Origin of the sequence: Brachybacterium huguangmaarense (genome assembly GCF_025725725.1) — a bacterium.
Classification (GTDB): domain Bacteria; phylum Actinomycetota; class Actinomycetes; order Actinomycetales; family Dermabacteraceae; genus Brachybacterium; species Brachybacterium huguangmaarense.
On record NZ_CP107020.1, the window covers coordinates 1,861,811 to 1,876,637 of the forward strand.

Consider the following 14,827-nt stretch of genomic DNA (forward strand, 5'->3'; position numbering starts at 1 on the left):
AGGCAAGGAGCGCCAGACATGACCCTCACGTCCATCGACCAGGACGTGCTCGGCGAGCACGGTCTCATCCGGCGCGTCATCGGGGCCCGCACCGATCAGCTGCGTGAGATCCGCCGCCACCTCCACCGCCACCCCGAGCTCAGTCATGCCGAGCACGCGACGACCGACTTCGTCGTCGCCCAGCTCGAGGCCCTCGGGCTGCACCCGGTGCGGATGCCCCGCACGGGCGCCTACTGCGACATCCCCGGCACCGACCCCGCGCTCGCCCCGGTGGGCCTGCGCGCCGACATGGACGCTCTCGGCATCCCCGAGCTGACCGACCTCCCCTTCCGCTCGGGCGTCGAGGGCGTCTCGCACGCGTGCGGGCACGACGTCCACATGAGCGCCGTGCTCGGCGCCGCGATGGCGCTCGTGGCCGTCGCGGACGCGGGCGCGCTGCCCCGCACCGTGCGGCTGATCTTCCAGCCCTCGGAGGAGCGTCACCCGTGCGGGGCGCTCGAGATGATCTCCGAGGGCGTCGTCGACGGCCTCGACTCGATCTTCGCGCTGCACTGCGACCCCGGCGTCGACGTCGGGCACGTGGGCCTGAAGCCCGGGCCCATCACGTCGGCCACCGACCCGGTGCGGATCGAGCTCGCGGGGGCCGGCGGCCACACCTCGCGCCCCCACCTGACCCAGGACCTCGTCTACGCGATGGGCCAGATCATCACCCAGCTGCCGGCCGCCCTGACCCGCCGGATGGACCCCCGCAGCGGCGTCAACCTCACGTGGGGCAGCGTGCACGCGGGGAGCGCCTTCAACGCGATCCCCTCCGCCGGGATCCTCGAGGGCACCCTGCGCTGCCTCGACCACGACGCCTGGGACCAGGCGGAGGCCCTGCTCGAGGAGACCCTCGCCGACATAGCCCATGCGTGGGGCGTCGAGGCCGCCGTGCAGCACGACCGCGGCGTGCCGCCGGTGTCCAACGATCCCGTGAGCGTGCGCCTGCTCGAGGACGCGGTCACGAGCGCGTACGGGCGCGAGCAGGTCGACAGCGCCCGGCAGTCCCTGGGCGGCGAGGACTTCGCGTGGTACCTCGAGCAGGTCCCGGGGGCGCTCGCACGCTTGGGCACGCGCACGCCGGGCGGCCGCACCTACGACCTCCACATGGGGGACTTCATGGTCGACGAGAGAGCCATCGCGATCGGCGCGACGCTGCTCGCGACCGTGTGCCTGCACCGCGATCTGGGCGCCGAGCGGGGCGTCTGAGCCCCCGCGGGCCCCGCTGCGGTCTCGGACTCATAACAGTTCGGCCGCGGGGTGAGGGAACGCGTCTCGCGGGCCGAGCCGCGGGCATAGGGTCTCGAGCTAGATCCCTGATCCCGGTCCGGTCGCCCCAACGGCGGGGCGAGCACCGATCACCCTGGCACGCATCCCCTGGAGGACCCGTGAAGCAATTCCCCCGCGCCGCAGCTCTCGCCGGAGTCGGCGCCCTCGCCCTGGCCGCGTGCGGCTCGGCCCCGGACACGACCGGCGGCAGCGATGCCGGCGGCAGCGCCTCCTCCGACTTCAAGGCCTGCATGGTCTCGGACTCCGGCGGCTTCGAGGACAAGTCCTTCAACGAGTCCGGCTCGGACGGCCTCGAGGCCGCCAAGAAGGACCTCAAGATCCAGACCCAGAAGGCGGAGTCGACGTCGAACTCGGACTTCGTGCCGAACATCGACAACCTCGTCTCGTCCAACTGCAACCTCGTCTTCACGGTCGGCTTCCTGCTGGCCAACGCGACCGCGACCGAGGCCAAGGCCAACCCCGACGTCGAGTTCGCGATCATCGACTCGACCGCGCAGGACGACCAGGGCAACACCGTCGAGCTCGACAACGTCAAGCCCGTCTCCTTCGACACCGCCCAGGCCGCCTACCTCGCCGGCTACGTCGCGGCCGGCTCCTCGAAGACCGGCAAGGTCGCCACCTACGGCGGCATCAAGATCCCGACCGTCACGATCTTCATGGACGGCTTCGCCGACGGCGTCGCGAAGTACAACGAGGTGCACAAGGCGAACGTCCAGCTCATCGGCTGGAACAAGGACACCCAGGACGGCTCCTTCACGGGCGACTTCGAGGACCAGACCAAGGGCAAGACCACCTCGGACGGCTTCTACGACCAGGGCGCGGACATCGTGATGCCGGTCGCGGGCCCCGTGGGCGCGGGCACCATCGCGAGCGCCAAGGAGCACGAGGGCGCCATGGTCGTGTGGGTCGACTCCGACGGCTACGAGTCGATCAAGGACGCCGACGCCCAGCCGCTCATCCTGACCTCGGTCATGAAGGGCATCGCGGCGGCCGTCGAGGACGTCACGAAGTCCGCCTCCGAGGACTCGTTCGACAACACCCCGTACGTGGGCACGCTCGAGAACGGCGGCGTCGACATCGCGCCGTACCACGACCTGTCCTCGCAGGTCCCGCAGGACGTGCAGGACGAGGTCACGCAGCTCAAGCAGGACATCATCGACGGCAAGATCACCGTCGAGTCCGCCGCCTCGCCGCAGTCCTGACCGCGGCGGGCTCCGGCCCGCCCGCGGCGCGCGGCCCCTGGGACAGCTCCCGGGGGCCGCGGCGCGACGTCCCCCGGTCCGGCGACGGGCCTCACCCACGGAAGCGAATCGACGTGAAGCTCGAACTCAGAGGGATCCGCAAGGTCTTCGGCACCTTCGTCGCCAACGACGACATCGACCTGGTGGTCGAGCCCGGCGAGATCCACTGTCTCCTCGGAGAGAACGGCGCCGGCAAGTCCACGCTCATGAACGTGCTGTACGGGCTCTACCAGCCCGACGGCGGCGAGATCCTGCTCGACGGCAGCCCGGTGCGCTTCGCCGGACCGGGCGACGCGATGGCCGCCGGGATCGGCATGGTCCACCAGCACTTCATGCTCGTGCCCGTCTTCACGGTCGCCGAGAACGTCGTGCTCGGCCACGAGCCCACCCACGGCGGCCTGCTCGACCTCGCGAGCGCCCGTCGCACGGTGCGCGAGATCTCCGAGCGCTTCGGCTTCGAGCTGGACCCCGACGCCGTCGTCGAGGACCTGCCCGTCGGCGCGCAGCAGCGGGTCGAGATCATCAAGGCGCTGTCCCGCCAGGCCGAGGTGCTCGTGCTCGACGAGCCCACCGCCGTGCTCACCCCGCACGAGACCGACGAGCTGATGGGCATCATGCGCCAGCTGCAGGCCGAGGGCACCTCGATCGTCTTCATCACCCACAAGCTGCGCGAGGTCAAGGCCGTGGCCGACCGCATCACCGTCATCCGCCGCGGCCGCATCGTCGGCACCGCCGATCCCTCGGCCGACCAGACCGAGCTCGCCTCCCTCATGGTGGGCCGCCAGGTCGCGCTCGATCTCGAGAAGGAGCCCGCGCAGGCCGGGGACGTCGCGCTCGAGGTGCGCGACCTGTCGGTCGCCGACGCCGCGGGCGTGCAGGTGCTCGACGGCGTCTCCTTCGACGTGCGCCGCGGCGAGATCCTCGGGATCGCGGGCGTCCAGGGCAACGGCCAGACCGAGCTGTCCGAGGCGCTCCTGGGCCTCCAGCACGACGTGCGCGGCTCGATCCGGCTCGACGGCGCCGAGCTCGTGGGGCGCGGGACCAAGCAGATCCTCGACGCCGGGGTCGGCTTCGTCCCCGAGGACCGCACCCACGACGGGCTCGTCGACGACTTCTCCGTGGCCGAGAACCTCGTGCTCGACCAGCACGACCGGGCGCCATACGGATCGGGGCTCGCGCTGCGCCCGCGGGCGATCGCCGAGAACGCGGCGCGCCAGGTCGAGGAGTTCGACGTGCGCCTGTCCTCCGTCGAGCAGCCCGTCGGGGCGCTCTCGGGCGGCAACCAGCAGAAGGTCGTCATGGCCCGCGCGCTGGGTCGCGACCTGTCGCTGTTCATCGCCTCCCAGCCCACCCGCGGCGTCGACGTCGGCTCGATCGAGTTCCTGCACCGTCGCATCGTCGCCGAGCGCGACAAGGGCACCCCCGTCGTGATCGTCTCGACCGAGCTCGACGAGGTCTCCCAGCTCTCCGACCGGATCGCGGTCATGTACCGCGGGCGGATCCTCGGCATCGTGCCCGGCGACGAGGACCGCGACGTGCTGGGCCTGATGATGGCGGGCTACACCGCCGAGGCCGCCCGGGAGGCCGTCGCCGCGGGCGCCCGCACCACCGACACCCAGCTCGCCGACGAAGGAGAGATCGCATGAGCGCGACGCCGGCATCCACCCCGGAGACGGCCGACCCCGCGGTCCCGAGCCTGACCGGCCAGGGGAGCCCGAGCGGGACCCCGCGCAGCGCGGACCGTCCCGGGCTGCTGCAGCAGATCATCCGGGGCGACGTGCTCGTCGTCGTGCTCGCGTTCGTCTTCGCCGTCATCATCGGCTCGGTGCTCATCGTCATCGCCGACGAGGACGTCCGCGCCGCCGCCGTGTACTTCTTCGCGCGGCCGGGGGACACCCTCGCCGCCGCGTGGGGCGCGATCCGCGACGCCTACGCCGCCATGTTCCGCGGCGCGATCTTCGACTACCAGGCCCGCACGCCCGCCCGTGCGTTCAAGCCGATCACCGAGACCCTCACGGTCGCGACCCCGCTCATCATCGCCGCGTGCGGCATGGCCGTGGGCTTCCGCGCGGGCCTGTTCAACATCGGCGGGACGGGCCAGCTGATCGTCGGCGCGATGGGCGCCGGCTACGTCGGCTTCGCGATCGACCTGCCGCCCGTCGTGCACCTCGTGGCGGCGCTCGTCGCGGGCATCGTCGCGGGCGGGATCTGGGGCGGCATCGCCGGCTTCCTCAAGGCGCGCTTCGGGGCCAACGAGGTCATCTCGACGATCATGCTCAACTGGATCGCCACCTACGGGATCATGTACGCCCTGAAGACCAAGGCGTTCACGGGCGCCAACCAGGCCCAGCCCACCTCGCCGGCCGTCGCCGACGACGCCGCGCTCCCGCTCCTGCTGGGCCCGCAGTTCCGCCTGCACCTGGGCCTCGTCCTCGCGATCGCCTCGATCGTGTTCCTGTGGTGGCTCATGAGCCGCTCCTCGCTCGGCTTCAAGTTCCGCGCCGTGGGCTCCAACCCCCGCGCCGCGGAGGTGGCCGGCATCGACGTGGGCCGCAGCGCGCTCGGCGTCATGCTCATCGCCGGCGCCCTCGTCGGCCTCGCCGGCGCGGTCCACGTGCTCGGCACCGAGCACCGCCTGACCGGCGGCATCGCGGGCTCCGTCGGCTTCGACGCGATCACGGTCGCGCTCCTGGGGCGCTCCGGTCCGATCGGGATCCTGCTGGCCGGCATCCTGTTCGCGGCGCTCGGCACCGGCGGCCGTTTCATGGAGACCACCCAGGGCGTGCCGCTCGACCTGGTCCAGGTGATCCAGGCGCTCGTCGTGCTGTTCATCGCGGCCCCGCCGCTCGTGCGGGCCCTCGTGGGCCTGCGCCGCGTGGACCGGCCCGGCGCCCCGCGCCGCCGTGGACGCCGCCGCTCGCAGTCCCCGTCGCCGACCTCCGGCCCGGCCGCCACCGAGGGAGAGAACGCATGAGCACCACCGTCACGCCCCAGCCCCCCGTGGCCGACGACCAGGTCATCGAGCGCACCGTGCTGGCCGAGCGCCCGCGCTCGTGGTGGCAACTGCCGACCGCCCTGACGGTCCTCGCGCTCGCGGCGTTCGTCCTGTTCGGCCTGCGGGTGCCCTCGGGCGCGCACACCACCTTCCAGATCGCACGCGAGGGCAACCTCAACCCGGGCGGCGTCATCCCCGAGACGGTCGACGTGCCGAGCGCCGCCACCGCGATCGTGCTCGCCGTGCTGTGCCTCGCGATCGCCACCTTCTTCTGGTGGGCGAGCGCCACGATCCGCGGGCTCGACCGCCGCGTGCGCGTCACGCTGCTCGTCGTGTTCGGCGTGCTGTGGGTGCTCTCGTTCCTCACCTGGGTCAACGCCGGCATCTCCCAGGCCGTCGACCTCGGCTCGATCCTCCAGGCGACGCTCGCCCTGGCCGTCCCGCTCACCTTCGGCGCCCTGTCCGGGGTGCTCTCCGAGCGTGCCGGCTTGGTCAACATCGCCATCGAGGGCCAGCTCCTGTTCGGCGCCTTCGGCGCCGCGCTCGTCTCCTCCCTCGTGGGCGGCGCGGCGGGTCCGTGGGCCGGCCTCGTGGCGGCGCCGATCATGGCGCTCGTCATCGGCGCGCTGCTGGCCCTCTTCGCGGTCGGCTACCACGTCCAGCAGATCATCGTGGGCGTCGTGCTCAACGTCTTCGCGGTCGGCCTGACGAGCTTCTTCTTCGGCTCGGTCATGCAGTCCGACCCGGCCCGCTTCAACGCCCCCAGCCGCCTGCCCTCGTGGCGCATCCCGGTGCTCGCCGACATCCCTCTCGTCGGCCGGGTCCTGTTCGACCAGAACATCCTCGTGTACCTCATGTGGGTGATCGTCGCTCTGCTGACCGTGGCCCTGTTCCGCACCCGCTGGGGCCTGCGGGTGCGCGCCGTCGGCGAGCATCCGCGCGCCGCCGACACCGTCGGCATCGACGTGGCCCGCACCCGCTGGACCAACGTCCTGATGGGGTCGGCCGTCGCGGGCCTGGGCGGCGCGACCCTCACCATCGGCACCAACGTGGCCTTCGGCGAGAACATGTCCGCCGGCAAGGGCTACATCGCCCTGGCCGCCATGATCCTCGGGCGCTACCATCCCGTCGGCGCCCTCCTGGCCGCCCTCATGTTCGCCTTCGCCGACGCCCTCCAGCTCCGGCTCAGCGGCGGCGGCCGGCTCCCGAGCGAGTTCCTGCTGATGCTCCCGTACATCGTGACCCTGTTCGCGGTCGCCGGCGTCGTGGGCCGCGTGCGCGTCCCCGCCGCCGACGGCGAGCCCTACGTCAAGGAGTGACCGCGGGCCCTGACCCCCTGCCGTGCGCGGCGCCCGAGCCGCCCGACCGTCGAAGGAGACGAGCGTGACCGATCCCCGCGAGACCCCCGAGGACTTCGCCGCGCTGCTCGCCGTGGCCGTCGACTTCGCCGCGCGCGCCTACGCCCCCTATTCGGGGTATGCCGTCGGCGCGGCCGCGCTCGTCGACGACGGACGCACGGTCGGCGGATGCAACGTCGAGAACGCCGCGTACGGCGTGACCCTGTGCGCCGAGTGCGGTCTCGTCTCCGACCTCGTGGCCGGCGGCGGCGGCCGCCTCGTGCGGTTCGTGTGCGTCAACGGGCTCGGCGCGGTCATCATGCCGTGCGGCCGCTGCCGCCAGCTCCTGTCCGAGCACGCCGCCGCGGACCTCGTCCTGCTCACCCCCGAGGGGCCGCGCACGATCGACGAGGTCCTGCCGCAGGCCTTCGGCCCCCGCGACCTCGACGAGGTCGCCCCCGGGGACTGAGCCGCCCCGGACCACCCTGCCCCGACGTCAAGGAGAACCCTCATGGCACCCGAGACCACCGCATCCTCCGTCGAGCGCTTCGACGCCGTCGACGTCATCCGCGCCAAGCGCGACGGCGGCCGCCTGAGCGACGACCAGATCGACTGGGTGATCGACGCCTACACGCGCGGCGTCGTCGCCGAGCGGCAGATGGCGGCGCTCGCGATGGCGATCTTCCTCAACGGCATGGACCGCGACGAGATCGTGCGCTGGACCGACGCCATGATCGCCTCGGGCGAGCGCCTGGACTTCTCCTCGGCGCTCAGCCGTCCGACCACCGACAAGCACTCGACCGGCGGCGTCGGCGACAAGATCACCCTCCCGCTCGCGCCGCTCGTCGCGAGCTTCGGCGTGGCCGTGCCCCAGCTGTCGGGCCGCGGCCTCGGCCACACGGGCGGCACGCTCGACAAGCTCGAGTCGATCCCCGGCTGGCGCGCCGACCTGAGCAACGACGAGATGATCGCCCAGCTCGAGTCCGTGGGCGCCGTCGTGTGCGCGGCGGGCTCGGGGCTCGCCCCGGCCGACAAGAAGCTCTACGCGCTGCGCGACGTGACCGGGACCGTCGAGGCGATCCCGCTCATCGCGAGCTCGATCATGTCCAAGAAGATCGCCGAGGGCACCGCCTCCCTCGTCCTCGACGTCAAGACGGGCGCGGGCGCCTTCATGTCCGACGAGGCCGACGCCCGCGAGCTCGCGCGCACCATGGTGGACCTGGGCACCGACGCCGGCGTGCGCACGGTTGCCCTGCTGACCGACATGTCCGCGCCGCTCGGGCTCACGGTCGGCAACGCCCTCGAGGTGCGCGAGAGCCTCGAGGTGCTCGCCGGCGGCGGCCCCGCCGACGTCGTCGAGCTGACGGTCGCCCTCGCGCGCGAGATGCTCGCCGCCGCCGGGAGGACCGACGCCGACGTCGAGGAGGCGCTCCGGGACGGACGCGCGATGGACACCTGGCGGGCGATGATCTCGGCCCAGGGCGGCGATCCCGACGCGCCGCTGCCCGAGGCCGCGCACACCCTGGAGGTGCGCGCGGAGGCCGCCGGTCGGGTCACGGGTCTCGACGCCATGCAGGTGGGCGTCGCCGGATGGCGCCTGGGCGCGGGCCGCTCCCGCCCCGGGGAGGCGGTGCAGGCCGGCGCCGGTGTCGAGCTGAGGAGGACCATCGGGGACACCGTGAGCGCGGGCGACGTGCTCGCCGTGCTGCACACCGACACCCCGGAGCGCTTCGACCGGTCCGTCGAGGCGATCGACGGCGCGTGGAGCATCGAGGCGGACGCCCCCGCGGCCGAGCGGCGCATCGTGCTGGACCGCATCGCCTGAAGACCGCATCGTCTGAGGACCGCGCCCGCTGCCCGGGCCTGCCCGACCCGGGCGGCCTCGGGCGGTCTCAGGCCTGCGCGGCGCGCAGGGCGGGCAGGATGTGCTCGGTCATGAGCGGCGCCCAGCGGCGCCCGCGGGGCGGGGCGGCGACAGGGCACCACACCGACTCGACGATCTCCGCCCGCACCTCGACGTCCCGGGGGAGGGCCTCGGCCGAGGCCAGGAACACGCTCGCCGCGACGCATGTGTCGGGCTCGTTGGCGGCCACCGCGTCGAACTCGCCGAGCAGCTCGAGGTCGCCCTCGTCGAGGGCCACGTCGAGCTCCTCGACGAGCTCGCGCACCGCGCACGCGCGGGCGCTCTCTCCCGGCTCGAGCTTGCCGCCCGGCTGCATGAAGGAGCCGGTGCCGCGCTTGCGGACGGCGAGCACCTCGAGCCCCTCGCTCCCGCTCCGCACGAAGCACACGGCCGCGATCCGGAGCACGGCGCCGCCCGCGCCCGAGGCGCGCCGCACATGCCGCTCGGTCTCGGCGAGGCCGTGCAGCGCCTCGAGGCGCGCGAGGCCCTCGTGCAGGCCGACGGTCGTCATCCCGGCCCGGCGCCACGCCGCGATCGCGGGCGCCTGCTCGCGCGCGAGCGCCCAGCCGCGCCGCACGAGGGTGAGCGGCGGCTTGCGCGCCTCGCGCAGGTCCCGGGCCAGGCGCAGGGCGAACACGAGCGGCGCCGGACGGGACAGCACGAGGGCGTCGGCGAGCAGGCCCGCCGCGCGCAGCGGCGCGACCAGCTCGGCCGCGAAGATGCCCTCGGCCACGAGGAGGGAGGAGGCCGAGGCGTCGAGGGTGCGCACGCCCGTGCGGCGGTTCTCGGCGATCGTGTAGCGCGGGATCTCGGCGACGCCCTCGTGCGCGAGCACCGTGAGCGCCTCGAGCGCCGCGCCGGCGTCCCAGGACCCCGGATCGTCCCAGTCCACGATCCCGAAGCGGTGCGGGAGCGAGGGGTCGTCGCCGTCGCGGTAGAACTCGTCGAGCGGCACGAGCGGGAGCCCGCTGCGCCGCGTCATCACGCCCTTCCCGCTCCCCGAGGGGCCCGCGATCAGCACGATGCGGCGAGGCGGGGCGGGCGACGGCGAGGGAGAGCTCATGGACGAGCAGTCTAGGAGCCCCGCCCCGGCCCGCGGCGCCTCCGCGGCGGCCGCGGGCTTCCGCGGGCCCCGGTCTCCATGTTGCAGGGTGTCCACGATGCGGGAGCCCGCATCACGCCTGGGTCACGGGGCCGCCCGCGGGCGGGCGGCGGCGACGTGCCCGGCTAGCGTGACGCCCACCTGCAGGCCGGACCACGGATGCGATCATGGCCACGCTCAAGCACCCCGCCACCCTCATCGGCATCGCCGCCGTCGCCGGGATCCTCGTCGGCCTGATCGCGGGGGAGTGGGCCGGCAACCTGCAGTGCGTCGGCGACCTGTTCATCCGGCTGATCCAGATGGCGATCGTGCCCCTCGTGATGGCCTCGGTGATCGTCGCGACCGGTTCCATGTCGGGCAGCGGCATGGGGCGCCTCGCGCTGCGCACGTTCGCCTGGATGATCGGCTTCTCGGTCGCCGCCGCGATCCCCGCCTACGCCCTGAGCGCCCTGCTCCACCCCGGGGCGGGCATCACCTTCAACGGAGGGGTCGATCCCGCGCTCGAGGAGTCCGCGACCGAGGCGACGGGCTGGCAGGACACGATCCTCGGCTTCGTCTCGACCAACGTCTTCGAGGCGATGTCCACGGCCACGATGGTGCCCATCATCGTCTTCTCGCTCCTGTTCGGACTCGCGCTCAACAGCTATCAGTCCCGCACCGGCAACACCCTCGTGCTCGAGTTCCTCGACCAGGTGCAGAACATCGTGCTCACGATGATCCGGCTGGTGATGGTGATCGCGCCGATCGGCGTCTTCTGCCTGCTCGCCTCGCTCACCGGTCGCATCGGCTTCTCGGTCGTGACGTCGGCCCTCGCGTACCTCGGCACGACGGGCCTCGGCGTGGTCGTGCTCATGCTCGTCTTCGTCGCGGTCGTCTCGCTGCGGACCCGGCTGAACCCCCTGCGCCTGCCGTCCAAGCTCGCCGAGCAGACGGTGATCGCGGTGACCACCACGAGCTCGGCGGTGACCTTCCCGACGGTCCTGCGGAGCGCGATCGAGAAGGTCGGGGTCAGCCAGCGCGTCGCCAACTTCACCCTGTCGATCGGCCTGACCATGGGCTCCTACGGCGCGGTCCTCAACTACATGATCGTCGTGATGTTCCTCGCGCAGACCGGCGGGATCGAGCTCGGCGTCGGCCAGATCGCGATGGGCATGCTACTGGCGATCCTGCTGAACATGGGCACGATCACCGTGCCGGGCGGGTTCCCCGGTGGTCGCGATGTTCCTCGCCACCTCGCTCTTGCTGCCGATCGAGGCCGTCGGCCTGCTGATCGCGGTGGACTGGTTCACCGGCATCTTCCGCACCTTCCTCAACGTCAACGGCGACACGATGGTCGCGATGCTCGTCGCCGACGCCACCGACGAGCTCGACCGCCAGGTCTACGACTCCGGCAAGACCGTCGCCGCCGATATGGACCTCTCGGGCCACGCGGCGCTCTTCGCCAAGGCCGACGCGGCGGACTGACCGAGGATCGAGGGGTTGACGGGGAGGCGGGACCTCCGAGCGGGGACGGTGGAGCCGCGCGCGAACGTGCCACAATCGGGCCATGACTCACATCGACAACGCTGACCTGGCCCGGATGGTCGACCACACCCTGCTCAAGCCCGAGGCGACCCGGCAGGACGTCGAGGCGCTCGCCCGCGAGGCCGAGCAGCTCGGGACCTACTCGATCTGCGTGTCGCCCTCGATGCTGCCGGTCTCGACGAGCGTCGCCGTCGCGACCGTGTGCGGCTTCCCCTCCGGACAGCACGCGAGCGCGATCAAAGCGGCCGAGGCGGCCGACTCCGTGGCCAAGGGCGCCGCGGAGGTCGACATGGTCATCAACATCGGGCTGGCCCGGGCCGGGGACGTCGACGGCGTCGAGGCCGACATCCGCGCGGTCCGCGACGCGGCGCCGGCGCCCACCGTGCTCAAGGTGATCATCGAGTCCGCCGCCCTCGACGACGAGCAGATCGTCGCCGTGTGCGAGGCCGCCGAGCGCGCCGGCGCGGACTTCGTGAAGACCTCCACGGGCTTCCACCCCGCCGGCGGGGCGACCGAGCACGCCGTCGCGCTCATGCGGCGCACGGTCGGCGACCGGCTGGGCGTCAAGGCGTCCGGCGGGATCCGCACCCGGGAGGCCGCCGAGGCGATGGTGGCCGCAGGCGCCTCCCGCCTGGGCCTGTCCGGCACCCGGGCCGTGCTCGAGGGCTGAGCGAGGACCGGAGGAGACGACGGGCGCGGGGCCTCGGCCCCGCGCCCGTCGTCTTCTCGCATGCTCAGGACACGCCGAGGGCCTCCCGCACGTCCTCGACGATCGCGGCGAGATGGCGGGCCGCCGCCGCGCGGGCCGCGCCGAGCGCCGCGTCGTCCGCATCGGGCTCCACGGCCTCGATCACCTCGAGGTAGCACTTGAGCTTGGGCTCGGTCCCGGAGGGCCGCACGATGACCCGTGCGTCGTCGGCCGTCGCGAGCAGCATGCCGTCGGTCGGCGGCAGCCCGGTGGTCTCGACCGACCCCTCGGCGAGGTCGCGCACCTCGCCGACCTCGGAGCCCCCGAGCGCGGTCGGCGGGCGACGGCGCAGGCGCGTCATCATCTCGCCGAGGAGCGCGAGGTCCTCGACCCGCACGGACAGCTGCTCGGTCGCGTAGAGACCGCCCTGGCGCGCCAGGGCGTCGAGCATGCCGATCAGGGTGCGGCCCTCGGCCTTGGCCATCGCCGCCATCTCGGCGACCACGAGGGCGGTCGACAGGCCGTCCTTGTCGCGCACCACGTCGGGCAGGACGCAGTAGCCGATCGCCTCCTCGTAGCCGAATACGATGCCGGGGGTGCGGGCGATCCACTTGAAGCCCGTGAGCGTGGTCGCCGCCTCGCGTCCCGCGGCCTCGGCGATGCGGGACAGCCACCGCGAGGAGACGACGGAGTTGGCGAACACCCCGCGGTAGTCGTGCGCGGCGATCAGGTGCGCTCCCAGCAGCACCCCCAGCTCGTCGCCGCGCAGCATGCGCCAGTCGCCCAGATGCGGGTCGAAGGCGGCGGCCGCGCAACGGTCGGCGTCGGGGTCGTTGGCGATCACGACGTCGGCCTCGACGGTGCGCGCGAGCTCGAGGGCCAGGTCGATCGCGCCCGGCTCCTCGGGGTTGGGGAAGGAGACGGTGGGGAAGTCGGGGTCCGGGTCGGCCTGCTTGGCCACGGGGTGGACCTCGGTGAAGCCGACGCGCGAGAAGGCGGCCATCGCCGTCTCGTGGCCGACGCCGTGCATCGAGGTGTGCACGATCCTCACGTCCCGCGGCGCGTCGGGCAGCGGGAGGGCGCAGATGGCGTCGAGGTAGGCCTCGCGGACGTCCTCGCCGAGCTCGCCCCAGCCGGAGGCCGCGCGCGGGATGTCCCGCACCGCGCCGACCGCGGCGATCCTGGCCGCGATCTCGGCGTCGGCGGGCGGCACGATCTGCACGCCGCGGCCGTCCACCTCGCTCGCGCGGCCGCCCAAGTAGACCTTGTACCCGTTGTCGGCGGGCGGGTTGTGGCTCGCCGTGACGACGACGCCCGCGTCGGCCTCGAGGTGCCGGGTCGCGAAGGCGACGAGAGGCGTCGGGCACTGCCGGTCAGACAGGCGCACGCGCAGCCCCGCCGCCGTCATGATGGCCGCGCTCGCCTCGGCGAAGGCGCGGGAGTTGTGCCGGGCGTCGTGACCGATGACGACGAGCGGCGCCTCGTCGGTGCCGGCCCCGCCGAGGCGCCCGATCAGGTGGTCGGCGAGGCCGCGCGCGGCCCGCGACACCACCGCGAGGTTCATCCGGAAGGGGCCGGGGCCCATCGCGCCGCGCAGTCCCGCGGTGCCGAACTGGAGGGGGCCCGAGAAGGCGTCGGCGAGCTCGTCGAGGGCGCCCTCCTCCCCGCTGCGGGCGGCCTCGAGCAGGGAGCCGAGCTCGGCGGCGGTGCGGGGGTCGGGATCGTCGGCCTGCCAGGCGAGCGCGCGCTCGGCGAGCTCGGCGGGCACGGCCCCGGGCGCGGCGCTCATGCCGCGCTCCCCTCTGCGACCGGGATGCGGCGCACGATGTCGGCGAGCAGGCCCGCGATGCGCGGTGCAGCCGCCTGCCCCGCCTCGAGCACCTCCGCGTGGCTCAGGGGGCTCGCGCTGATGCCGGCGGCGAGGTTCGTGACGAGGGAGATGCCGAGCACGTCGAGGCCCGCGGCGCGTGCTGCGATCGCCTCGAGCGCGGTGGACATGCCCACGAGGGTCGCGCCCATCGTGCGGGCCATGCGCACCTCGGCGGGCGTCTCGTAGGTCGGCCCGTGGAACTGCATGTACACGCCCTCGTCGAGCGTGGGGTCGACCTGACGGGCGATCTCCCGCAGGCGCGGCGTGTACACGTCCGTGAGGTCGACGAAGGTCGCCCCCACGAGCGGGGTGGCGCCCGTGAAGTTGATCTGGTCGCTGATCAGGACGGGTGTGCCGGGGGCCCACGACTCGTCGATGCCGCCGCAGCCGTTGGTGACCACGAGCGTGCCGCAGCCCGTGGCGGCCGCCGTGCGCACCCCGTGCACGACGGGGTCGACGCCCGCTCCCTCGTACAGGTGGGTGCGCGCGCCGAGCACGAGCACGTGCGCGCCGGTGTCCGCGACGCGGATCGAGCGGAGGCGCCCCACATGGCCCTCGACGGCCGGCGGCCGGAAGCCCGGGACGTCGGTCGCCGGCGCCTCCCACACGGTCTCACCGAGCAGGTCGGCCGCTCCCGACCAGCCCGAGCCGAGCACGAGGGCGATGTCATGGGGGGCGACGCCGCTGGCCTGCGCGATCGCGGCCGCGGCCTCCGCGGCGAGCTGAGCGGGATCGGTCGGGGGAGGGGGAGCTGCGTTCATGGCACGAACCTAACCCAGGTCGTGCCCCGTCGGCGCCGGGGGCGCCGAACCCGCCCGTCGGGCGGCACGATCGGGGA

12 protein-coding genes are annotated in these 14,827 nt (G+C 73.3%); 9 read left to right on the forward strand and 3 right to left on the reverse strand.

The window, feature by feature from the left end; translation table 11 throughout:
* The first annotated feature begins 18 nt into the window (after nt 1–18).
* From BRM3_RS08340 to BRM3_RS08370, 7 genes are all read left to right on the forward strand, one after another.
* Nucleotides 19–1,248, forward strand: coding sequence for a M20 family metallopeptidase (locus BRM3_RS08340; RefSeq protein WP_263592869.1), 1,230 nt, complete (start codon nt 19–21; stop codon nt 1,246–1,248).
* Nucleotides 1,249–1,427: 179 nt separating this feature from the next.
* Nucleotides 1,428–2,531, forward strand: a complete 1,104-nt coding sequence (locus tag BRM3_RS08345) for a BMP family lipoprotein (RefSeq protein WP_263592870.1) — start codon at nt 1,428–1,430, stop codon at nt 2,529–2,531.
* 113 nt (nt 2,532–2,644) lie between these two features.
* Nucleotides 2,645–4,216: an ABC transporter ATP-binding protein gene (locus BRM3_RS08350; RefSeq protein ID WP_263592871.1), complete on the forward strand. Its 1,572-nt coding sequence runs from the start codon at nt 2,645–2,647 to the stop codon at nt 4,214–4,216.
* Nucleotides 4,213–5,544 carry an ABC transporter permease gene (locus BRM3_RS08355; RefSeq protein ID WP_263592872.1) on the forward strand — a complete coding sequence of 444 codons (1,332 nt, stop codon included), beginning with the start codon at nt 4,213–4,215 and terminating at the stop codon, nt 5,542–5,544. Before BRM3_RS08350 ends, BRM3_RS08355 begins: the two co-directional genes overlap by 4 nt.
* On the forward strand, nt 5,541–6,884 hold the full coding sequence (locus tag BRM3_RS08360) for an ABC transporter permease (RefSeq protein ID WP_263592873.1): 1,344 nt from the start codon (nt 5,541–5,543) through the stop codon (nt 6,882–6,884). The genes BRM3_RS08355 and BRM3_RS08360 overlap by 4 nt, the downstream gene beginning before the upstream one ends.
* A 64-nt stretch (nt 6,885–6,948) precedes the next feature.
* Complete coding sequence (locus tag BRM3_RS08365; protein WP_396126892.1) at nt 6,949–7,371, forward strand: cytidine deaminase; 423 nt, start codon at nt 6,949–6,951, stop codon at nt 7,369–7,371.
* A 42-nt stretch (nt 7,372–7,413) separates the two neighbouring features.
* Entirely contained in the window at nt 7,414–8,727 is a 1,314-nt protein-coding gene (locus BRM3_RS08370) for a thymidine phosphorylase (protein ID WP_263592874.1), read from the forward strand.
* Nucleotides 8,728–8,794: 67 nt separating this feature from the next.
* On the opposite strand, the gene BRM3_RS08375 is transcribed toward BRM3_RS08370, so the two are convergent.
* Nucleotides 8,795–9,868 (reverse strand): NUDIX domain-containing protein, encoded by a 1,074-nt coding sequence (locus BRM3_RS08375; RefSeq protein ID WP_263592875.1) that lies wholly within the window; start codon nt 9,866–9,868, stop codon nt 8,795–8,797.
* A gap of 206 nt (nt 9,869–10,074) precedes the next feature.
* On the opposite strand from BRM3_RS08375, the gene BRM3_RS08380 reads away from it, so the two are divergent.
* Nucleotides 10,075–11,457, forward strand: coding sequence for a dicarboxylate/amino acid:cation symporter (locus BRM3_RS08380; RefSeq protein WP_263592876.1), 1,383 nt, complete (start codon nt 10,075–10,077; stop codon nt 11,455–11,457).
* Nucleotides 11,454–12,101 carry a deoxyribose-phosphate aldolase gene (deoC, locus tag BRM3_RS08385; RefSeq protein WP_263592877.1) on the forward strand — a complete coding sequence of 216 codons (648 nt, stop codon included), beginning with the start codon at nt 11,454–11,456 and terminating at the stop codon, nt 12,099–12,101. The genes BRM3_RS08380 and deoC overlap by 4 nt, the downstream gene beginning before the upstream one ends.
* 64 nt (nt 12,102–12,165) lie before the next feature.
* Here deoC and BRM3_RS08390 read toward each other — a convergent pair whose 3' ends face one another.
* Nucleotides 12,166–13,908, reverse strand: coding sequence for a phospho-sugar mutase (locus BRM3_RS08390; RefSeq protein ID WP_263592878.1), 1,743 nt, complete (start codon nt 13,906–13,908; stop codon nt 12,166–12,168).
* A complete protein-coding gene (locus BRM3_RS08395) occupies nt 13,905–14,750 on the reverse strand; it encodes a purine-nucleoside phosphorylase (RefSeq protein ID WP_263592879.1) in 846 nt (281 codons plus the stop codon). The genes BRM3_RS08390 and BRM3_RS08395 overlap by 4 nt, the downstream gene beginning before the upstream one ends.
* Nucleotides 14,751–14,827 lie beyond the last annotated feature (77 nt).